The organism is Bacillus sp. FJAT-27245 (assembly GCF_001273955.1).
GTDB lineage: Bacteria > Bacillota > Bacilli > Bacillales > Cytobacillaceae > Bacillus_D.
Window position 1 is genome coordinate 1,882,031 of the sequence record NZ_LIGI01000001.1, and the last position, 21,439, is coordinate 1,903,469.

At 42.5% G+C, this 21,439-nt stretch carries 23 protein-coding genes and 1 riboswitch; of the genes, 12 read left to right on the forward strand and 11 right to left on the reverse strand.

The features are described 5' to 3' along the window. The first annotated feature begins 2 nt into the window (after positions 1–2). Positions 3–764 carry a ParB N-terminal domain-containing protein gene (locus ADU24_RS09015; protein ID WP_053366313.1) on the forward strand — a complete coding sequence of 254 codons (762 nt, stop codon included), beginning with the start codon at positions 3–5 and terminating at the stop codon, positions 762–764. A gap of 139 nt (positions 765–903) precedes the next feature. Here the strand turns inward: ADU24_RS09015 and ADU24_RS09020 are convergent, their stop codons facing one another. The 4 genes from ADU24_RS09020 to ADU24_RS09035 form a co-directional block, all read right to left on the reverse strand. Continuing rightward, complete coding sequence (locus tag ADU24_RS09020) at positions 904–1,977, reverse strand: iron-containing alcohol dehydrogenase family protein (RefSeq protein ID WP_053366314.1); 1,074 nt, start codon at positions 1,975–1,977, stop codon at positions 904–906. 94 nt (positions 1,978–2,071) lie between these two features. Beyond that, positions 2,072–2,911, reverse strand: a complete 840-nt coding sequence (locus tag ADU24_RS09025) for a MetQ/NlpA family ABC transporter substrate-binding protein (RefSeq protein WP_053366315.1) — start codon at positions 2,909–2,911, stop codon at positions 2,072–2,074. Between the two features lie 63 nt (positions 2,912–2,974). Further along, positions 2,975–3,637, reverse strand: coding sequence for a methionine ABC transporter permease (locus ADU24_RS09030; protein WP_053366316.1), 663 nt, complete (start codon positions 3,635–3,637; stop codon positions 2,975–2,977). Next, positions 3,630–4,640, reverse strand: a complete 1,011-nt coding sequence (locus ADU24_RS09035) for a methionine ABC transporter ATP-binding protein (protein ID WP_053366317.1) — start codon at positions 4,638–4,640, stop codon at positions 3,630–3,632. The genes ADU24_RS09030 and ADU24_RS09035 overlap by 8 nt, the downstream gene beginning before the upstream one ends. Before the next feature lie 93 nt (positions 4,641–4,733). Next, positions 4,734–4,840, reverse strand: a riboswitch (SAM riboswitch). A gap of 456 nt (positions 4,841–5,296) precedes the next feature. Here ADU24_RS09035 and ADU24_RS09040 point away from each other — a divergent pair. The 5 genes from ADU24_RS09040 to ADU24_RS09060 all read left to right on the forward strand — a co-directional run bounded on the left by ADU24_RS09040 (position 5,297) and on the right by ADU24_RS09060 (position 9,016). Beyond that, a complete protein-coding gene (locus ADU24_RS09040; protein ID WP_053366318.1) occupies positions 5,297–6,007 on the forward strand; it encodes a conserved phage C-terminal domain-containing protein in 711 nt (236 codons plus the stop codon). Between the two features lie 144 nt (positions 6,008–6,151). Further along, positions 6,152–6,619, forward strand: coding sequence for a hypothetical protein (locus tag ADU24_RS09045; RefSeq protein WP_053366319.1), 468 nt, complete (start codon positions 6,152–6,154; stop codon positions 6,617–6,619). Between the two features lie 150 nt (positions 6,620–6,769). Further along, positions 6,770–7,216, forward strand: coding sequence for a hypothetical protein (locus tag ADU24_RS09050; protein ID WP_053366320.1), 447 nt, complete (start codon positions 6,770–6,772; stop codon positions 7,214–7,216). An 88-nt stretch (positions 7,217–7,304) separates the two neighbouring features. Next, positions 7,305–8,246, forward strand: a complete 942-nt coding sequence (locus ADU24_RS09055) for a hypothetical protein (RefSeq protein ID WP_053366321.1) — start codon at positions 7,305–7,307, stop codon at positions 8,244–8,246. Positions 8,247–8,272: 26 nt separating this feature from the next. Next, entirely contained in the window at positions 8,273–9,016 is a 744-nt protein-coding gene (locus tag ADU24_RS09060) for a DUF6843 domain-containing protein (protein WP_053366322.1), read from the forward strand. A 193-nt stretch (positions 9,017–9,209) separates the two neighbouring features. Here the strand turns inward: ADU24_RS09060 and ADU24_RS09065 are convergent, their stop codons facing one another. Continuing rightward, entirely contained in the window at positions 9,210–9,737 is a 528-nt protein-coding gene (locus ADU24_RS09065) for a helix-turn-helix domain-containing protein (protein WP_053366323.1), read from the reverse strand. Positions 9,738–9,932: 195 nt separating this feature from the next. On the opposite strand from ADU24_RS09065, the gene ADU24_RS09070 reads away from it, so the two are divergent. The 4 genes from ADU24_RS09070 to ADU24_RS09085 all read left to right on the forward strand — a co-directional run bounded on the left by ADU24_RS09070 (position 9,933) and on the right by ADU24_RS09085 (position 12,649). Then, complete coding sequence (locus tag ADU24_RS09070) at positions 9,933–10,577, forward strand: alpha/beta hydrolase (protein ID WP_053366324.1); 645 nt, start codon at positions 9,933–9,935, stop codon at positions 10,575–10,577. 21 nt (positions 10,578–10,598) lie between these two features. Continuing rightward, a complete protein-coding gene (locus tag ADU24_RS09075) occupies positions 10,599–11,378 on the forward strand; it encodes a DODA-type extradiol aromatic ring-opening family dioxygenase (protein ID WP_053366325.1) in 780 nt (259 codons plus the stop codon). An 8-nt stretch (positions 11,379–11,386) separates the two neighbouring features. Beyond that, positions 11,387–12,157: a 2-keto-4-pentenoate hydratase gene (locus tag ADU24_RS09080; RefSeq protein ID WP_053368858.1), complete on the forward strand. Its 771-nt coding sequence runs from the start codon at positions 11,387–11,389 to the stop codon at positions 12,155–12,157. Between the two features lie 90 nt (positions 12,158–12,247). Continuing rightward, the gene (locus tag ADU24_RS09085; protein ID WP_053366326.1) at positions 12,248–12,649 is read left to right on the forward strand and encodes a DoxX family protein; all 402 of its coding nucleotides are present in this window, start codon (positions 12,248–12,250) and stop codon (positions 12,647–12,649) included. Positions 12,650–12,764: 115 nt separating this feature from the next. Here the strand turns inward: ADU24_RS09085 and ADU24_RS09090 are convergent, their stop codons facing one another. Both ADU24_RS09090 and ADU24_RS09095 read right to left on the reverse strand, forming a co-directional pair. Further along, entirely contained in the window at positions 12,765–13,469 is a 705-nt protein-coding gene (locus tag ADU24_RS09090; RefSeq protein ID WP_053366327.1) for a hypothetical protein, read from the reverse strand. Between the two features lie 187 nt (positions 13,470–13,656). Beyond that, positions 13,657–16,062: a M14 family metallopeptidase gene (locus tag ADU24_RS09095; protein WP_053366328.1), complete on the reverse strand. Its 2,406-nt coding sequence runs from the start codon at positions 16,060–16,062 to the stop codon at positions 13,657–13,659. A 789-nt stretch (positions 16,063–16,851) separates the two neighbouring features. Here ADU24_RS09095 and ADU24_RS09100 point away from each other — a divergent pair. Further along, a complete protein-coding gene (locus ADU24_RS09100) occupies positions 16,852–17,487 on the forward strand; it encodes a hypothetical protein (RefSeq protein ID WP_053366329.1) in 636 nt (211 codons plus the stop codon). 474 nt (positions 17,488–17,961) lie between these two features. Here the strand turns inward: ADU24_RS09100 and ADU24_RS09105 are convergent, their stop codons facing one another. Next, positions 17,962–19,377, reverse strand: coding sequence for a LysM peptidoglycan-binding domain-containing protein (locus ADU24_RS09105; RefSeq protein WP_053366330.1), 1,416 nt, complete (start codon positions 19,375–19,377; stop codon positions 17,962–17,964). Between the two features lie 391 nt (positions 19,378–19,768). Between ADU24_RS09105 and ADU24_RS09110 the strand changes: the two genes are divergently transcribed. Beyond that, positions 19,769–20,140 carry a VOC family protein gene (locus ADU24_RS09110; RefSeq protein WP_053366331.1) on the forward strand — a complete coding sequence of 124 codons (372 nt, stop codon included), beginning with the start codon at positions 19,769–19,771 and terminating at the stop codon, positions 20,138–20,140. 189 nt (positions 20,141–20,329) lie between these two features. Here ADU24_RS09110 and mnhG read toward each other — a convergent pair whose 3' ends face one another. From mnhG to ADU24_RS09125, 3 genes are read right to left on the reverse strand one after another with little or no spacing between them, the layout of a single operon-like run. Beyond that, positions 20,330–20,689 (reverse strand): monovalent cation/H(+) antiporter subunit G, encoded by a 360-nt coding sequence (gene mnhG / locus ADU24_RS09115; protein WP_053366332.1) that lies wholly within the window; start codon positions 20,687–20,689, stop codon positions 20,330–20,332. Next, positions 20,670–20,951: a Na(+)/H(+) antiporter subunit F1 gene (locus ADU24_RS09120; protein WP_053366333.1), complete on the reverse strand. Its 282-nt coding sequence runs from the start codon at positions 20,949–20,951 to the stop codon at positions 20,670–20,672. Before ADU24_RS09120 ends, mnhG begins: the two co-directional genes overlap by 20 nt. Next, positions 20,939–21,421, reverse strand: a complete 483-nt coding sequence (locus ADU24_RS09125; RefSeq protein ID WP_053368859.1) for a Na+/H+ antiporter subunit E — start codon at positions 21,419–21,421, stop codon at positions 20,939–20,941. Before ADU24_RS09125 ends, ADU24_RS09120 begins: the two co-directional genes overlap by 13 nt. Positions 21,422–21,439 lie beyond the last annotated feature (18 nt).

Here is a 21,439-nt window from a genome sequence, read left to right on the forward strand (position 1 = left end):
TAATGGATACCATTGTTTCTTCACTGAAACTATTACCTATAGATTTAGTCGATCTTCATGAAGATTATGAACCATCACGGCTTGGAAAAATAATTTCGAGTATTGAAAATGATCAATTTTTACGGCATCCGATCATTGTAACGCGGCTATCAAATAACCGCTATTTGGTACTTGACGGTGTTCACCGTTTCACTAGTTTAAAAAAACTTGGATGCACAAATGTTCCTGTTCAGGAAGTAGGGAAAGATGAGTTTACCTTTACAGCATGGAATCATCTTGTCAAAAGAGGAAACTGGTATAAAGAATTGCTTCAAAACCCAAAGCTCCCTTGGGTAAAAGAGAGAAAAGAAGGAAGTATCTTTGTAGAAATGGTAACAAACAATGGTGAACGACATTATTTATATCAAAATGATATCGCATCTCACTTTTTAGAATGCTGGCACACTATCGTATCAAGCTATACAAAACAGCATAGGGTTATCAGGGTTTCGCAAGAATCAGAATTCATGCCACAAAATGAAGATGTGCTCATTACATATGGAAAATTAGATTATGATTCAATCGCACAATATGTGGTTAATGGGGAGAAACTGCCCGCGGGGGTAACGAGATTTCTGGTGAGTGGCCGGCTTTTAAACTTAAAGGTGCCGCTTGCATTGTTAAAAAAATGCAACCGATTTGAAGAAGAGTGGGATGAACTGCTTTTTAGATCTGCACAGTCGTTAAGATGTTATGCAGAAAAAGTGTATTTATGTGAGATGTAAGAATCGTAAACGAAAAGAGAATCATTGTTACACGATTTTTCAATTAAAGGGCGGGATTCCGCCTCTCCGGCCCTTTTTAAGAGGGCCGGATTTGATTTTTCAGTAAAAGAGTACCCCTTATCAGAAGGGTACCCGACGTCTATTCTCCTACCATCATCTCAAGCTCCAGTATTGATTCCACCACGATGTCTGATGACAATGGAATGTCCAAGAAATGAATCGATTCGTTTGGGGCAAGGGCATTGGCCGCAATGACTTTGGCGGCGCTTTCGGTGGAAAGGATGCCAAGGCTCCTAAGGCTGAATGGCAGTCCGGTTTTTTTATAAAAGGGAAGTAAGTCCAGAACTTCTTCTTTCCGGCACTCGAGCATTAGCTGGACGAGGATGCCGTAAGCGACTTTATCCCCATGAAGGTGCTGATGGGTTTCGGGTAAATGGGTGAGGGCGTTATGAATTGAATGGGCTCCGGCAATCCTCCCGAACCGATCGCCGTATCCTCCAACCATTCCGCCTGCCATTATAACCGTTTCACAGACCTTTATTAGTTCCGGGGTAATGGTTGCTGTTGCCGCGGCTTCAAGTGCCTGCTGACCGAAGGCAAGTAAATTCGTTTTGCATAAGAGGGCTGATTCTCTCGAAATTTGCATAGGTACGGTCCAATTTTCAACTTGCCTGAGTAATGCATCGGCTTCATACCATTTTGCGAGCGTATCCCCGATTCCGGCACGAAGATAAGCGTGAGGGGAGGCTGCCAGGATAGCCGGCTCGACAAGTACGGCCAGGGCGCTTCCTTTAAAAATCGAATAGTATAGGAATCGGCCGTCATTGTCATAAATCACGCTGAGCGGTGTCCAGGCTGCACACGTTGCCGCGAGAGTTGGAACCAAAATAAATGGAACCGAAACAAGGTCTCCGGCGGCTTTTGCCAGGTCAAGTACTTTCCCGCCGCCAATTGCGATGATTGCGTCATGGCCATCATTCTTTATAAGCGTGCCAATCCGTTCTATTTCTTCATTTGAACATTCGCCGGAATAGGTTTCATGCCGCGTAACGATTCCTTTTGGGAAAAAAGCTTTTGACGCGTTCCATGAGTTTTTTCCTGTCAGCAAAAGGGGCTTTCGTAATCCATGGTTGGCAAGAATATTTGGGAGGGTTTCGAGAATCCCGGACTTACACGCATAATAATTTGGCGCTCCGCGAACTTCAAGCTTCATCCTGATCATCTCCTTATAAATGAAGCCAGCCCGTTAACGGTGCTGGCTTCTTGTTATTTTAAAAATGATTATTGTAAAACTTCCCACTAGTTTCTTAGCGGTTTTTCATCCATTCTGGCTTGCCGAAACCTTGGAAGTCGCTGTCGATGGTCTTTTCGAATTCTTCTGACTCAACCGCAGCCTGAAGGTCTTTTGCCAGTTGGGAATCAAGGTCCTTCTTATTGACGACAACGCGGTTGCGGTAGTCATCCGGCATATTCTCCAGCTGAAGCGCGTCGAGCAGGTTCATTTTTGCGGCAAGTGCGAAGTTGCCTGGCACAAGGGCAAGGTCTACGCTTTCAACAGAGCGTGGAAGCTGAGCTGCCTCGATTGGAGTAAACTTAAGCTTCTTTGGGTTATCCTTTACATCCTTTTCAGACGCTTTCAGCGGATCAATGGAAGAGTCAATTGTGATCAGATTGGCATCTTCAAGGACTCCGAGTGCGCGTGCAAGGTTTGTCGGGTCGTTTGGCAGGGAAACCGTGCTGCCGTCCGCGACTTCATCAACTGATTTAAATTTAGTAGAGAAAATCCCCATTGGAGCGGTCGGGACGATGACAAGTTCAGAAAGGTCCAGATTGTTTTGCTTCGCGAAGTTTTCCATGTAAATTTTGTGCTGGAACAGGTTAGCGTCGATATCCCCATTGCCAAGGGCAAGGTTTGGCTGGACGTAGTCGCTGAATTCAACCACTTCAACTTTGTAGCCATTCTTCTCAAGGACAGGCTTGATCGCTTTTGTCACCATATCGCTGTAAGGGCCAGCGGTGGCGCCGATTTTAATGTCTTTCTTTTCCGCTTTTTCGTCGCCTTTGGAGGAAGATTGGTCAGAACTGCCACAAGCAGCCAGGACACCGAGGCTTAAAACTAGAATAAGAGCAAGCAAAACTTTTTTCATTTCTCATTTCTCCTTTGATGTTTTTATGTATTTTGAAAAGCGGTGTGCTTTTGCAAAAGCGGGTTAACGCTTGTCGACTTTCCGGCTGATTGCGTCGCCGGATAGCTGGATAATTTGGACTAGGCAAATGAGGACTACGACCGTCACAAGCATGACGGTGTTGTCGTAGCGGTAATAGCCAAAGCGGATGGCAAGGTCCCCGATACCGCCGCCGCCGACAATTCCGGCCATTGCCGAAAAGCCGATCAATGAAATGGTTGTAAGTGTGACCCCCTGAATAATCCCGGGGCGAGCCTCTGGCAGGAGGACATCCTTGATAATCATCCACGGAGTCGCGCCAACCGCAACAGCAGCCTCGATAATTCCCTTATCAATTTCCCTGAGGGAGGTTTCTACCAATCTCGCAAAAAACGGAATGGCAGCAACCGAAAGGGAGACACTGGCGGCGATCGGGCCAATGGTCGTGCCGGTAATCAATTTTGTCAGCGGCAAAAGGCCGACTAGCAAAATGATGAACGGAATGGAGCGGACCATATTGACCAGAAAGCCAAGAATCGATTTCACGGGCCTGTTTTCAAGAAATAATCCTCTGTCCGAAACAAACAGCAGTACACCAAGTGGCAGGCCTGCGACAAGGGCCACGCCAAGTGAGATGAGGACCATTTGGATTGTCTGGAAAAATGCCTTATTCAAATCAGGGAGCATTAGTTGGATTGTCTCAAGCATGTACAATCACCTCCACGTTATTGGTCCTGTCGATGAGATAGGAGATAGCTTTATCGATTTCTGTTTGTTCGCCTGTCATTTCCATAATGAAAATCCCTAGTGGAATCGATTGAATATACTCAATTTTTCCATGAAGGATATTGCCTTTCACCTTGAATTGCTGGAGGACATCCGATACGATGGCTTCCTCGGCCGCATTGCCCTTAAAGGTGATTTTAATAACAGTGCCTTCACGCCTGGCTAATAGGTGTTCCGGCAGCTCAAAGTGAAGGACGCTGTTGATGAAAGCCTTTGTCAGCGGCTGCCTTGGATTCGCGAACACTTCGTATACCGGGCCTTCTTCGATGATTTTTCCGTCCTGCATGACCGCAATCCGGTCACAGATTTCTTTAACGACATCCATTTCGTGGGTGATCAGGACGATGGTGAGTCCAAGCTCACGGTTGATTTTTTTCAAAAGAGAAAGGATGGATTTTGTCGTGCTAGGGTCCAGCGCGGACGTCGCTTCATCGCACAGAAGGACATTCGGGTCGTTGGCAAGGGCTCTTGCAATCCCGACCCGCTGCTTTTGCCCGCCGCTCAGCTGGGCAGGGTATACATCCCGCTTGTCAGTGAGCCCGACAAGCTCGAGCAGCTCGGTTACGCGTTTTTCAATCTCGGATTTGTTCTTTCCGGCAGCTTTAAGCGCGAATGCAATATTCTCGAAAACCGTCTTTGAGGAAACGAGATAAAAGTGCTGAAAAATCATCCCGATCTTCTGCCTTGCTTCTCGCAGCTGTTTATCCGGAAGGGAGGTAAGCTTGACCCCATCGATTGTAATTTCTCCCGAGGTCGGTTTTTCAAGCAGGTTCAGGCAGCGGATTAACGAGCTTTTTCCCGCCCCGCTGTAACCGACTATCCCGAAGATTTCGCCTTTTTTTATCTTAAGGGAAACATTGTCGACGCCTGTAACGGTTCCCTTTCTCGTTTTGTACACTTTGACCACTTTATCGATTGCGATCATGGAAATCCCCCCTGGTTCGTTCAAAAACATTTTTTCGCCATAATAAAAAGCCTCTTTCATTCAGAAAGAGGCATCGTAAACAAATTGTTTATCGACTTATCTTCCAGAATGAATCCATTCTGCAGGAAGTGGCACCGTACCCAGAATTGGGGGTTGCCGGACGTCATAGGGCCTGATCCCTCGGTCGCTCTTGATAAGTGTTTATGTATGAAATTAACAATACCTATCATAGTCCCTGGAAAAATTGCTGTCAACAGCCATTTTCGACAGAATTTTCTTGTTACCGCTTACAATGTTGCTAATTAAGGGAATTATCGAAAAATATTTTTTTAAAAGAATTGCTTGAAGCTAACTTACATTGAGATATGATTTCCGGAAAATTTGGCATATTGCGTGGGGAAGAATTGACAGAGTCCGGGTGTCAGTTTGGCACTTTATGTTTGGCCAGATTGGCCTGCTGTTACCATAGAGTACTTCAAAGAAAAGTTCAAAGAATTATATTACATATCCGGCTGACAAACTGCCTGCTTCTTTTTTGCTAAAAATTTCAACATCGTATGTCCTTTATTCCATTTTGCCTGTATATAGAGGGTGGAACCGTGTTTTTGAAAATTCATTGATTCAGTGGAATCAAAACGATACATGGAGGTATGGAGATGAGCAGTTTATTGATAAATGATTGTGCAATGATGGTAAGTCCAAGTTTGGCAGCAAAGATAGGTTTGAATGAAGCGATTGTACTCCGGCAGCTCCATTACTTGCTTGAGAAAAACCAGCATATGATTGAGGGCAGGAGCTGGATTTACAACACATACAGCGATTGGCAGAAACAGTTTCCGTTCTGGTCGGAGAGCACGATCAAGCGTATATTCAAGTCGCTAAAGGACCTGGGTTATGTCGTTACAGGCAATTTCAACAAGTATAAAATAGACCAGACGAAGTGGTATACAATCGACTATGAACAACTAAACGAGGTGGCAGAAGAGGGTCTCCAGGTATATTCCGGTGAGGAGCATTCACTTGAGAAGAAAGAGGCGGAGGAGGAAGTTCCGGTTGCCGAAGTAATCGAGTATTTAAATAAAAAGACTTATTCGGCTTTTAGGGCAGACAATCGGAGAACAATGAAGTTCGTCCAAGATCGCTGGAAAGAGGGCTATCGGCTGACTGATTTCAAAAAAGTCATTGATAAAAAGGCGGATGAATGGCTGGACCATCCGAAGTGGAGCTTTTTTCTTCGGCCGGAAACATTGTTTGGGCCAAAGTTCCAAAAGTACTTAAAGCAAAAGCGGGCCCGGAGGAAAGGAGTGAGGGAGGAGGATTTCGCCTTTTATGATGAAGAGTGGCGTGGTGCGAACTGGTGGCAATGATACAGATGCCCGAAGGCTCCGTGCAGGACAAACTTTTGGTGGAAGTGTGCGATAAGACTTTATCGTGATATTTTTAGGTATTTTTGCGTTTTTGTTTACTTTTTATGTTAATAACCGTCTAATTGAGAAAGGGGGGCGGTTATTTTGAAAATCAGAACGATCATATTTTCACTATTAGTTTTATTTTTAATGGCCGGCTGTACGATTGTGGACCAAGGAAATATAAAAATAGAAGAAGAATATTACAGCTTCCCAGCATACATTCATGTTGATGGTCAAGATTACGAAATCACAAGAGGTGGGTATGAGTGGAAAACGAAGTTGAAGTCAGGGGTAACCAGGGTTATCACGACTGATCATGCGGGTCCCTATCAAATGTCCTCAAGCATTGAGGCAATCCATTTAGAGCCAAATAAACAAGTTACGATTAAAATAAAGGGTAAACCTCAATTAGAGTTATATTTATGGAATGAAACGGGAAGATACAAAAAATATGAATTAAAACAAAATGAATTTACTACCCATGGCGATAAGGGTGAATATATCTTTGAAATTTTTTCAAAATGGAAAAATGGCGAGGCTTCCTATACATTTGTGGTGGAAATTCAGTAACTTTGTATAGTTGATAATATGACAGAACTTATGTCTCTGTATTCCAAGAAATATAACGGAAAGTATAAAGGGTGGTCAGTGACAAGAGTTTTTTAATTCGCTGGATGACCTGGAAATACCGCATGTAGGGAAGAGGAGGGCGGTGAGTATTTGCATCCCTATTTTGTGATTTCACATACTTCTTCAACTGATGGTTGGGAAAAGCTCTTTACTTCGATTTTAAATGCAAGTGATTCCTTCACAATCTACTATCCGGATGGTGAGTTTGATAGTGAAAATCCTTTAATGGGTGGCAAAGTTGACTTTGAAGGATTAAAAAATATAGTCATAGAGCCTTGGGGCGGTATGGAAAACAGTATTTCAATTAATGGGAAGTTAAATGATTTCTCAAGGAGCATTTTTTTAAAACTCCAAGAGCCTTCGTTTGAGGGATCTAAACCAATGCTATGGTATTTTAAACTGTATAAAAATAACACATTGCTCCTTACAATTGAAGATTTTACTGTTTGTCTATTGGAAAACAACCAAGAAGTAAATTCGATTTTAAAAATTATTAATCTAGATATCAATAATATGGTCGATTTTCATTTTGGATAAAGCAATTATAAAATAGGGCAGCTTTGTGATTCCCTGGTATCCCAATTTCTACGGCTTAAAATTATCAAGAAACTGAGGTGCAAAACGAATGAATTATCAGTTGAACCCCGCAGTAGATTTTAAAAATGACCTTAAAGGATATTCACTTGTTTCGGCTTCGTTAGGGCCGAGCGGAGAAATTTGCATTTTGGGGGTTAATAAAGTTCCCGAAAGAATGAATGGGATGTTCCCGCCTGTCCAAACAGAAAACAGCCATAAATACAAAGCGATTATCATAGGAAAGGGTTACAAACAGGAGGTTAAAATTCCAAAACAAAGGTGGAATTATCATTTTATCCAATTAATCGACAAGAATCACATTCTGCTGGCTTGTGGTCGTGCCCGTTTATATAAAAACGGTGAATTTGACCTTAATGGGAAAGTGTTTGATATGGATGGAAACTTGGTTCGGGAGTTTTTGCTAGGTGATGGAATCCAGAATTTATATGTGACGAGGGAAAATAAGATTTGGACTTCCTATTTTGATGAAGGGGTTTTTGGAAATTATGGCTGGGATGACCCGATTGGCGCATGGGGGTTAAGGGCATGGGATTCCAATGGGAATGAGGTGTATACATATCCAAACAATGACCCGCATTTCATCAGCGACTGCTATGCACTTAATGTTGCCGCCGAGGAAGATGTTTGGTTTTATTTTTATACAGAGTTCGAGCTTGGCAGATACAACAAAGGATCAATTGAATACTTCCAGCCCGATATTGCAGGATCAGACGGCTTTATAGTTTATGAAGAGTATTTTTTGTTCCGGGGCGGTTATGATGATCGGAACCAGTACAACCTTTATAAATTGGGTCCCGGAAATAGATTGACTAGGGTAGATACTATTGAACTGGCCGATGAGGAAAGCTCTACTCTCACGGCGTATTTACCTAGCTGCCGTGGACCTGAAATGCTTTTGGTACAAGATGAAAAAGCGTATGTGTTAAATCTTAAGGATTTATTGCGCGAGAGAGGGTTACTTGAAGATTAAATGCTCATAAAAAGGAGCAATACGATATGAGGTTTTTGAAAGTTATTATTGCATCAGTCATCTTTTCATTATTAATTTCACTATTTGGTTCGCTAAAAAATTTTACACCCATATCAAAAAGAGAACCTGATGTTTACTATTCATCAATTGGGGAAAGTTTCATCTATGGATTTTTTTCCATAACGCCATTTCTGCTTATTCTGAGTATTATAGCCTTTATAATTTATGTTTTATTTGAAAGAATAAAGCGTTTCTCGAATTTTTTAAAGGCGTTTAAGGTAATTTTAAGTATAGTAATAGCAGCCTCTATCATGTCGCTAACTCTTTTTTTATATGACAAAAACAATGAAACCGGCGATATTTACCTGATACCTCAAGGGTATGAGGGAGATGTTTATGCTTTTTACAATGTTAAAGGAGCACCGAGGGTTGAAACCGAGGATGGTTATGAGGTCCATGTTATTAATGAAAAAGGTTATTTCATAACATCGAAATCTGATATGGACTATGGCACGGTAACGGATAAATACTTTTATGTGGATGAAAAAGGCAATCGGACCCCTATCAGCAATAAATGTGTCAGCGTATTCGGTGCTGGCGGATTTTCAACAACTAGAGGTCACGTAAAAATCGATCTTAGTTACACAGGGTTCAAGCTTACTAAGGATCGTTGTAGCGAGGAATTTATGACTGAAGCTTATGGTATGGGAGAAAATAAAGAAAACATCATCCATGAAATCGCAAAGGAATACTACGGAGTTGAGCTGTAATTGAGGCGAATCAGTCCCAATTACTCGGTTTCAACAGCGACTTAATTAGGTGGAAAATAAAAATGCCGGGCTTTTCAGTTTCTGAAAGGCGCCCGGCATTTTTTATTTTGTATAAGAAAAAAATTGACGGCACGTTCTCACTGTTCACTATGTTTGCAAGTCATAAGTCTCCGGTTAATAAAATGCCTTATTCCTATTCTTCTGTATAAATGGCAATCAGCACAGTGGCAACATCATCTCCAATATTTTTTACAAAATGGGGGACGCTTGCGCACCAGCTGAACGTATCTCCTTCTTGAAGAATAAAGGAGTCTTCCCCTTGCTCCGCGAGAATTTTTCCCTTCAGGACTAGATGGCATTCTTCACCTTCATGTGCATTTTTCCCGCCGGTAGAAGCCCCGGGTGGAAATTCGACCACACGAATGCTTAATCCTCCACGTGACGCCAAATGCTCCACCTTCATCTCGGACTCACTCAAAGTCATGACTTGCCGTTCATTTTTTCGAATGACCGTCATTTGTTCATCTTTTTCTAAAAGAAGATACGGTAACGGTACTTTTAGGTAGTTCGCGATTGTTTGTAATGTGTTTATTGAAGGAGAAGTGTTATTGTTTTCAACATTGCTTATAAATCCTTTCGAAAGGCCTGTTCCTTCGCATATTTGCGCGATTGTTATGTTCTTTCTCTTTCGAATGGCACGTATTTTGGAACCGATATCCACTTAATCACCCCAAAAGTTTCTTAATAGTAAACTTAATTTCATATTAACAAAAAAATGATTGACACGCTATTATTACTTTTGATATTCTCTTAGAGAACAAAGATTCATGTAGGGAAACTTACTTAAGGCCATAATATTTTAATATGAATTGTTTTTTGATTTTTCCTCATGTTAAATACAAGGAGGTGTTAGCGATTGGAAGCAGGGATGATTTATGAACTTCGCCGCCCCAGAAATTTTGTTGAAGGGGAAAGATATCCCGCATTGTTTGTTATGCACGGAATCGGAAGCAACGAACAAAACATGCTTTCCTTAATAGAAGGCTTGGAAGATCACTTCTATATCTTTAGTGTGAGGGGCCATCTGTCTCAAGGACCTGGTTTTGCTTATTTCACTATTCAGGGATTCGGCAAACCTCACCGGGAAGTTTTTGACGAGGGAATCGGTAAATTATCAGCCTTTATTGATTATGCAACCGAAAAATACCCGCTGGACACGAATAAGGTTTACTTGATGGGCTTTAGCCAGGGGGCGATTGTTTCGATGACAATGGCACTTACCCTCGGAAACAAAATTAAGGGTGTCGTAGCCCTTAGCGGTTATATTCCACAATTTGTTAAGGAAGAATACACAATAAATCCAGGGGACCGTTTATCCTTGTTTATCTCACACGGGGAATACGACAATGTACTGCCCTATGAATGGGGAACAGAGAATGTGGACTATTTTACCCAACTTGGGGTGCCTGTCACATTTAAATCCTATCCGGAAGGACACACAGTTTCCTTGGAAAATTTCCAAGATTTTCGGTCATGGATTTTGACGGATGTACAAAAATAAATAACATAGGAGGGAAAAGAAGTGTTGCCATCATTCTTTATCGCTCACGGCGCGCCATTGCTTGCCATTGAGGAGAACGTTTATACAAAGTTTTTAAACCAATTGGGCCAGAGCCTTCCACGTCCAATAGCGATTGTATTGTTTTCCGCCCACTGGGAATCTCGGGTTCAACAGGTGAGCCGGGTTGACCAATATAGGACTATCTATGATTTCGGCGGTTTTGACCCATCCCTTTACACAATCGAGTACCCAGCACGCGGAAACAGCGAAATCGCGGGGGAGATAGAGGAACTCTTTACGCAAAGTGGCATTCCTTTTAAAAATGAAACAGCTCGCGGCCTTGATCACGGGGCATGGGTAGTCCTCCGAATGCTTTATCCGAATGCGGATATTCCGGTTATCGCCATGTCTGTGAATCCGGCACTTAAACCGGAGGAGCAATATAAAATTGGAGCGGCTTTAGCATCTTTAAGGGAAAAGGATGTCTTGATTATCGGCAGCGGAGGAACTGTCCACAATCTGGGAGCGTTAAAGTGGACTGATAATGGAAACGTTGATTCATGGGCGCTTGAATTCGAGGATTGGTTGGCCGTAAACCTTGGGAATTGGGATCTGGAATCACTTTTTAACTATGATTCACTTGCTCCTAATGCATCGATCGCTGTCCCGCCATACGGAAACGAGCATTTTATTCCAATCTTTTATGCAATGGGAGCAGCAGACAATGATCCTAAAGCCGACTTGCTTCATCGCAGCTACCGATACGGCAACCTAAGCCACAGTGTATGGCAATTTGGTTGATGAAAAAAATGGCATTAACTGACATAGCGAATGAAATTTCCCGCCATCAAAAGAGTGCTGTCGAAATGGACAGAATCTCAACACGGTATCCAGATATTACAATTGATGATGCTTATAAAATTCAGGAAATGATTATTGAAAAGGAATTGCAGGATGGTGGCAATTTAGCTGGCTGGAAAATGGGGCTGACAAGCGTCGCAAAGCAACAATCAGTTGGCGTCACTCAACCCATTTTTGGGAGATTGCTTGAGTCTATGAGGATGCCCAAAGAAGAACTTTTTTTAGCAGGCTTAATTCATCCTAGAGTGGAGCCCGAATTTGCTTTTATCATAAACAAAAAACTTGAGGGAAATAACATCACCGAACAAGATGTCTATCAGGCTACAGAGGGCATAATTCTGGCAGTAGAGGTAATTGACAGCCGCTATAAGGATTTTTCTTTCAACCTAATTGATGTGGTTGCCGATAATACTTCAAGTGCAAAATTTTTCACTTTGGAACAAATGTATCACCCTAACCAGTTTCAGTGGGAAAACATCAAGGTCCAAATGAAATTGAACGGGAAAGTCGTTCAAGAAGGAAAAGGTTCGGACGTATTGGGGCATCCTGCACGTTCAGTGGTTGAATTGGTTAAAATGCTGCATTCCTATGGGCATAGTATTGAACCCGGGATGATTGTACTAACCGGTGCTTTAACGGAAGCTATACATGTTTTTAGTGGTGATACCATTGAGGTTGAATTCGAGCTATTAGGTAAAATTAATCTAACTGTAAGTTAACAGGAGAGGTTACGTCGCCACTACTACAAGCACCTCAACTATCTCGAAGTAAAAAAAATTATATTAAAGATAAAATTAGGAGTGGAGAAAATGGAAAAGAAAAATGAAATCGGAGCACTTATTTTACGGGTAGTATTAGGGTTTTTATTCTTTTACCATGGGCTTGTTAAGTTCCAGGGGGGAATTGAAAATACGGTTGGCTGGTTTGATAGTATTGGGTTGCCAGGATTCCTGGCTTATGGAGTCGCATTGCTTGAGGTAATCGGCGGCATTGCGTTAATTATTGGGTTCGCGACAAGGATTGTTTCTGTTTTGTTTGCAGTGTTGATGGTCGGTGCAATTTTAAAAGTAAAACTTTCGCTTGGTTTACTCGGCAATGGCCAAATGGCTGGCTATGAATTGGATTTAGCATTCATGGCGATGGCTGTCGTTCTGGCTATTACGGATAGCAAGTTATATTCTGTTGGGCAACTGATTTTTAAAAAAGATTAAGAAAACGTAGCGTGAAAATGATAGAAAGTTAAAGCTATGCAAAAAGGGGTCCGTAAAAACGGATCCCTTTCTTCGTATTAAAGGTAAGGATGAAATTGAATTTAATAGGGCACTTCTAAAAACCATCAATTGTGGAGAAGGATTTATTCTTTTTATGAAAAACAATTCCAAGTGCAACATGGGCAACGAGGGTAACCAACCAAAAAACTGGAATGAGAAAGAAGGGGAATGTAAAACCAATAAAGTTAGATACAAAGACTAATAACATAATAGCTGCAGAAATACTGTACAATACACGGATAAATAAAGGTACAAACTTACGAGCCATTATGATAAAAAGAAAAATTCCCAATCCCCACAGCAAATTAGCTGTATCGATTCTTGATTCTACTATTTGGAATACTGTCATTTGAATTTCTTTTAACAATTCCTGTTGTTCGGCTGTAGCATTTCCATACCGTTTTGCCATATCCAGTGCGGCTGTCCATTGAAGGTTTCCGGCTGACATCGGAATAATAAATCCAATTCCGATTGCCCCCAAAAAGGTGCTTTTAATTGGATGATCATTTTTGAAAAGCCGTGCAAAGGCAATAAAGAATACTGCGATAGATCCCCACAATAAATTGAGGGCCAAACCCGCCAATCTCAGCCCTATCGGATTTTCTGACGCAGAAATCATATAGGCTAATTCAATAGGTGAGTCACCACTGGAACTTAATAAAATACCTATGGATAAAAACAAAAGCAAGACAGGCAGAGGTAATAAAAATATGAACCTGGAAAGAAAATGAAACCACATTTTTTCTTCGGTAGCTTTCATTCATAATCACCCCAAAAACACATTGATTCTTTTATCCACATTATGTTTAACGTAGGCACATTATGATAAAAGGAAATATTTTAAAATAGTTACATAGCTTCAATTAGCTATATGCTATGCTATTAAAATTTGCATCCACAAAAAAAGATGCCGGGCTCTCTGAAAAGGGACCCGGCATCTTTTTGCTTTACTTGATTGATATTTTCACAGAATTGAAGTTGGCTGAATTACTGAGCGGGTTGTAGTTTTTCTCAATATTGCCCGCGGCGTCGACTGCAAACCAGTTGATGACAGTCGTTTTGTCAATCTTCAGCTTTTCGGCCGGTTCACGCGTTCCGGCAAGTCGAAGGTGGGCTGACTCGAATGTTGGGCGGCTTCCATCAAGCGTGTAGTAGATGGTGGCCGCCTCGCTTGTTTCAAAAGATACCTCAACCGGTCCTGAGAAAGTGCCGTTGCCAGGTACCGCTTTCGTGGCTGGAGGCTGCTTATCCTTTGATTGGTTGTAGGCGACCTTGATAAGGCCAATCAGTCCGTTCGCGAACTCCATTGCTTCCTCGTGTCCTTCTTCATAAGGAGGCTGGAATCCAACTGCCCGCCATCTATTGGCAGTGGAATCCCAAAGGTCAGCGCCAACCTCGAAGTTCCATGCATAAATGCCTTTTTCATACCACAGATAATCCGCGGAGTTCCCGGCGGCGGAGTATAGTACATCCGGAATAGGGCCCGTGCGGCTAGGCAGGATGACTGTTCCGCGGTGGTCCTGGATATCGTTCAGGATTTCATTGGATGCTGCCCAATAAAATGCCTCCTGGCCTGCGGTTGGGCGTGGCAACGTAACCCTTTTTGGATCGTATGACCCTGGCGACCACATGAAATACCCGCCGTAGCTGTGAATGTTCATCGCGAATTTAATATTAGGATGTTTGTCTGCGAGCCAGATCAAGTTCCGTGCTTCCGGCTCTGAATTTTCAGCTGGACCGGCATAGGTTGAGCTTAAGCAATTCGTGCTGGACGCGCCAACGTATCCGTCAAATACGGAACCGACAGAGTGGTTTCGGTTAAGATCCACTCCCCAGCCGTTACGGTTCGCTGGATCGGATTGTGTTGGCCCGCAGTGGTTCGTCATGTTTTTACGCTGCATATTGTAGTCATAGAAGCTGTAGGTTGCGCCATCAGGGTTAACCGACGGGATCAGGAAAATATCCAGGTTGTTCACCAGCTGCTTTGTTTCCCCGTCATGGGCATAGTTCCTCAATAACCGTTCTGCTGTTTCAATGGTCACGAGCGGAGTAACCCATTCACGGGCATGCTCCTGCGCGTAGCCAAGGACGCCAGGCTTGGAACCATCGCGGTGCTTGCCGATGCGAATCGCTTTTACGGTTTGTGGCTCGCGGGAGATATGACCCGGAGCGTTCAGGTTATCGGTTAGTTTTGCCGATCCCGCTGCTACAATCCCGGTGCCCGCATTGCCACGGTAGGTGGTTGCGGTTATGAGGCTGGCAGCTTTCGAATTTAGGGCCGAAACGACCTGGCTTGCTGTGCTTGTCATTTTACCGGAAGCATCCGTTGCCAAATCGACGGTGACCTTGTTGCCATCAACATTCACAGACAAAGGCTGGCTTGCTTTACCCGGATTTTTAAACTCAACAGTAATATCATTTCCGCCATCATGGCCCCATGCTTTTGAAGAAACAACAACAGCTGAAGTAGTAGTTGCTCCAATTGTTGCCTGGGCTAGGCGACGGTAGCCGTTGGTTTTGTTAGGCATATCAATAATCTCCACTAAGTCCGGAAATTCCCTGGCGAGCTGCTCAGCCCTTTGATACAGTTCATATGGGTCCATATAATGGTCAACGAATTCTTTTACATAATGTTTTTTCGGGCTGCCTTTTTTGTCCTGGCCGAGCCATTCTGTGACAGAGGTTGTCGCTGAACCGCCAAGATTGCTTGTGATTGTCACGCTTTCAGGGACAGCGGTTACTGGAATCTCGAACCAATGGTACATGTATTCCCCGTAGTCGACGAACCGGCTTAAGGATGCGGTTTTTTCTACCCCGTTTTCAACCCACTTTGCAGTTAGGGCAGTGCTCGCGCTGGTTCCGGCGCTTGTTTTTGCCTCAACATACAAGAAGGTCGCTGACTGGTTGGTGTAGTGGTTTGCCCGGAGTACTTTAATCGTGTCTTCCGCTGCCGCAATCGCAGACTGCTGCTGTACCGCAGCATTTCTTTCCGCGGTCCGTTCGTTCCACTGGCCTTCCGTGATCAGCGTTTCTTTTACTATGATTCCATGCTTCTTCAATTCTTCAATTTCTGAAGGTGTCACAACAACATCAACTTCCAATTCTTCACCGTGCTGATGAACCCTGTGGGTGAGGTCAATTCCCATTTCAAGCAGCTTATCTAGAGCCTTTTTATTCGGCACCTGAAGCTGGACGATGGAAATCGGCTCATCCTGCACAATCGCTTCAGCCTCTAGCTGCTGGGCACCCGTTACTGCGGGAATGCCAAGCCCGGGGTAAAGGGTGGTGAAACTCAATGCGCTGATGGTTGTTGCCATGATGAGGCCTTGCATGACGCTCTTTCTTTTCTTCATCCTACACACCTCCTATGTAGTTCCACTTTTGTGGACATCCATATTATAGTTTAACTATTCAGAAAATAATGTAGGAATAAAGTCAGAATTTTTAAACAAAAATGGATTGTTTTGAAAAAGAATAAAGATTTAAAAAAGCGCATTGCTATATCCGAATGCGAGTTTAGCACCAAAGGAGGTAAATCCAGAGGTTACCTCTTATGTATTTTGATTCTTAGGTTTCTGTAAAAATAGGAATAAATGTCAAAATTACATTAGGTTTATACTGAGTCTTTCTACCTAAAAGACAAGTTGGGAAAATAAAAAAATCGAAGACCACATGCTTCGCTCTTATTTAATTTGTTTTATCTTATTGGCAAGCAAAAAAACGAGAAAAACAACGATCATGCCAACCACAAAATCCAGGCCAAAGAAAGAGAAAAGTTTTAATGCTGAATGGCTTGATATCTGGGGGGAATTATCAGGCCAAAAAGAGCCTGATATGAAAAGAAAGTAAATTGAGAAGGGCTGTACTCAAACAATATGGGCTCATCCCTTTTTAATGCACTGAGAATCACTCGATATAATATGTCATTAAAAACAACAAATTTCTAAATGTTCAAAATGGACAAAATATTCATAGGTTTATTTTTCCAACTGCTATATAATACCTATGAAGGGGGATCCTAGTAATAGATAATAAGTGGAATTTGATAAGATAGTTTTAAAAGTAAAAGAATATATCGAATTCGAAAATTAGTTCCAAATTAGGATGAAGACGATTAAAAAACAGTGTAAACGGGTGATTTTTTGAGAATCGAAAGAAATGCAATTATCATTGTTTCTATCTTGTTTTCTTTATTGTTGGTAGCGAACGGGCTATTTCAACTATTTGCTCCAACCGCTGAAAATTCAATCATTAATCATCATGAGAACCCTTCTTTTTTCCAATGGTGGCATTTTATTTTAATTCCATCAGGAATGCTTGGGATCGCCATCTGTTCTTTTTTTACGAAATTACCAATCTATAAAGATCACTTTATGTTAAAAACTGTTAACATTTTGTCCATTATTGGTTTTGCTGTAATGATTGTTGATAATTATAAGCAAATGATTGTAGACCACACGCTTGCCCATGATTTTATAAAATCCAGTCAATACACACAAGAGACTATTCTGATCGCCTGGGACTCCTTAACCCAGTTAAGCCCGAGCGGGTTATTGAGTATCGCTTTTATGTTTTTATGGGTATTGACAGTATCTTTGTATACGTTTAAGGAGTTTAAAAAAATATCTGTTTTAGGCATTTTATCAAGTGTATTTGGATTTGGTCTAGTGCTATCAGCGGCCTTTGATATAGATGCCATCAAAATGATCTGTGTAATGGGATCTTTGCCGCTTATTCCAATTTATTATTTATTATTAGGTTTGAAAGTATTGAAATAGCAAGGCGCAGGTAATGTGTAAAGGACAAAATGGAAGCTGATTCTAGATTTGATTTTAAAGTAAATAAAAGAGGCGGACTCAATGTGGTTTTGTTTGGGGCGAGATCTTTATTATAGTGATCTCGTTTTTGGCGTTTGGCTATTTATTGGATAAACTTTTTGGGATATATCAAGGATTTTTTCGTTTTGTACTTTTGATGGGTTTCGGATGCTCGAATGGGGCAATTATACTTTCAAGCTCTTGTTCTCTATTGGAATCGGGAAGTTTATTTTTAGCTTTTTCTGTTTGTGTTTTATAAAGAATCTATCATTTACGAAAAAAGTAAATGTATAAAAGTTTGTAATGCTTCAAAATAAAAAGAACCAAATCGCTTACAAAGCAATTTGGCCAACAAAATCAATTTTTAAAATACTAAACATAATATTTCGATGTGTTAGTTTATTTGAACCGGCTACAATGGATCCTTCTGCAAAATTATGTCTTCTTCCGCACCCTGAAATTCCCCCTGAGCACCGGCCAGTTTTGCGGGAGGGGCGGGCCAAGAACCCAATAGCTGACGCCTCTTAAGCCGTATTGTTTCACGAGATTATATTTTGCCTGCAGGCTACGGGCATCTTCGTACCATACTTCATGCCGCTGGCCGGTTTCATCCGTATATCTGAAAAACGGGGCCTGGTACGTTTCGTTGTATTGAATGGCCTGGCCGAAACGGGTGGCAAGGCCGACAGCGCTTTTCAAATTAACTGTTTTCGCATAGGTGCCTTGTACCCAAGGGATTTTCCAGTCACGGCCATAAAGCGGGACGCCCATCATGATTTTGCCTGGGGGAATGGCGGTAACGGCGTAATCGAGCACCTTCCGCACTTCGGTAATCGGGGCGATTGCCCATGGCCTGCCGCCGGACCAGCCCCATTCATAGGTCATCAGCACAACAAAGTCGACAATTTGGCCATGCGCAGGGTAATCGTGCGCTTCATAAAGCAAACCTTTCTGGGTGCCGCTTACTTTCGGGGCGAGGGCGGTAGAGAGTGTATAACCCGCCGGATGGAGACGGGCGGCCGCTTTTCGTAAAAATGCGTTGTAATTCTCCCGGTCTTCGGGATAGACGTATTCAAAATCGATATTTAGCCCTCGGTACCCTTTTTCCCGCATGCGTGCGATGATGTTTGCCAAAAGGGTATCCTGTACAGCAGGATTTCGTAAAATTGCCGCTGCCCTATCGGAGCTGAATGAGCCGGAAACGGTATTTGTAATTGTAAGCAAGGGAGCTGTGTTTGTCGCCTTTGCGCCTTGGAGGACAAGGGTATCCTGCAAATTTGCGAGAGAGCCATCTTCGTTAACCCCATAGGAGAAAGGGGCGAGGTAGGTGAACAGATTGCCGTGAGCGGTAACTTCATTCCTGCCCCGTTCGTCCATCCTCGTAACATAGGCGTTCACTTCTTTGACTGTCTTGGCCACGGCTGGAATTCTCAAAATCTGCCCCGGATGAATCAGCGATGGATTGGCAATGGTATTCGCTTGTGTAATCTGGGTAACCGTTACGCCATACCGCTTGGCGATTGCCGAGAGCGTTTCACCGGCGCGGACTGTATGGCGGAAATAGGGGATGAACAGCATTTGTCCAACAAAAATCATGGAAGGATTGGTGATATTGTTGAAGCTGGCCAAATCCTGCACCGTGACACTGTAGCGGGCTGCAATTTGTGAAAGTGTATCGCCACGCTGGACGACATATTCCTTATCCGGATCAGGAATAACGAGCGATTCCCCGACGACAAGAACGTTCGGATTTTCCAATTCATTCACGGTTACAATCTGGCTGACTGCGGTGCGGTATGTTTGCGCCAGCCTCCAGAGGGAATCCCCCGGTTTTACGACGTAAATCCTCATCGGCTCACCTCCATTTATGTCTTTTCTATAAAGGTATGCAGATGGGGAAGCTCTTATTGATTTTAAAAGAAAGATGAGGAGCCTTTCCTTTTTTAAAAAAGGAATAATCATTCAATTTTCTAAAAAAGGGTGCTTACCATGAGTCCTGGTTTATGGATTAAATGCTTGACTTATAAAAAAGGGTTCCAAGCTATCAATTCAAAATGTTCTCTGTACGGATGCTTGGCGAGCGTTTTTGACTTATGCAAAAGAAAAGGAATTGAGCATTATCGCTTTTATGCAAAGTGTAGGGAGCGAGTTAATGGGCAGGTTATTTCAATAATCGGAAGGAAAAAGGTATGTAGAAAAGGAACTATTTGATAGACCGGATTAAATAAAGGGAGAGAAGGCTTTGAGTAAATCATTTATTGAACAAGTACATTATATTAGAATTCCTGTAAAAGATTTAGAACTGTCTGCACAATGGTATAGAGATGTATTAGGGCTCCAGTTACTAAACAATACTGAGGAACGTGCAATTTTAAAAGTAAATGAAGGACCTTTCTTACTTATCTTAGTTCCTACCGAAGATGAAACATTTGCACATTTTACAATTGATAATGAACAAGAATTTAGCATTGGCTTTACAAGTCCGGAATTATCTAAATTTCATCAACACCTAATTGATCATCAAGTTAAGGTCGAGGAGATAAAAGAAGATAATGGTCATGCCTTTTTCCACTTCTATGACCCAAATGGCAATAAACTTCAGGTTCACTGGTAAGATTATAATGAATAAATTACGTTATTTCATTAACGGAATATGGGAACGTCAAAATTAGGCGTTCCCATATTTTTTGCCTGAAAAACAACAACATTATTTAACAAGGCCTAAAAGAAAAAGCCCTTCATGATTTTAAAAGAAAATCAGAAGGGCCTATATCATATATTTTTTCCGAAAAAATCAATGAACTCATTTCTCTTCAACCATTTGGACTTCGCGGAATTTGCCTTCGTCCGTCGCCTCGGCCATTTTTACGTTCGTCATATAGGAGGCCCTTGCGATTAAATGGGCTGAAACCGGGGCTGTCAGGAACACGAAGAAGATTCCGAGAATCAGCCTGACGCTAAAGTAGCCTTCACTGAAGAGGAAGAATACCAAGGTGCCTACGAGTGTGAACAAAACTCCGAGTGTGGAGCTTTTTGATGCGGAGTGGGAGCGTGTGTAAACGTCCGGCAGCCGGATTAATCCGAATGAACTGAGGAAACTGGCAAGTGCTCCAATTAAGATAAAGAGGCTGGCAATGAGTTCACTAAGGGCGCTTAGATTCAATGGTTACACCCCTTTCCAGGAACCTGGCAAATGCCAATGTGCCAATAAAGGATAAAATTCCAATCAGCAGGATGACTTCAAAAAACGCATGTGTCCTTAGGATGACAGAGCTTACTGCAACTACGGCAATGGACGTGATGCCGATGGAGTCGAGCGCCTGGATTCGGTCCGGTGCCGATGGTCCTTTAATCAGCCTGTAGAAGGTCGCGAGCATTGAGATAGCCAGAAAGAATAAAGAAATCTTTAAAATTAAGTCAAACATTTCCGCGTCACCCTCTTTATCGAATTTTCAAATCGTATTTTCGAATTGATAATCGCTTCATTCGCATCCGAAGTATCGAGTACGTGGACAAAAAATGTCTTGTTGTCTTCCGAAACCTTGATAACGACAGATCCCGGGGTCAATGTCAACAGGAGCGCAAGGAGGGTCACCTCTAAGTCAGTCTCCAAATCCGTTTCAAGCGTTAACGTTCCGGGGGCAATCGCCAGTTTCGGCCGCACGACCTGGCGAAGAACCATATAGCTGGATATAAATAATTCCTGTATAAACACAAGAGCCAATTTAATAATATTTAATAAGGTAATCAAATAAAAATTTTCAGGCAGGAAGCGGCGCATCAAAAACAGCACGAGCATTCCGGCGAGATAGCCGCTGATAAAGGTCAGGATGCTCCAGTCTTCCTGGAGAGCCGTCCAAAGCAGAGCAATAAACAGATTGGTTAATACTTGCATCGGCACATTCACCACCCC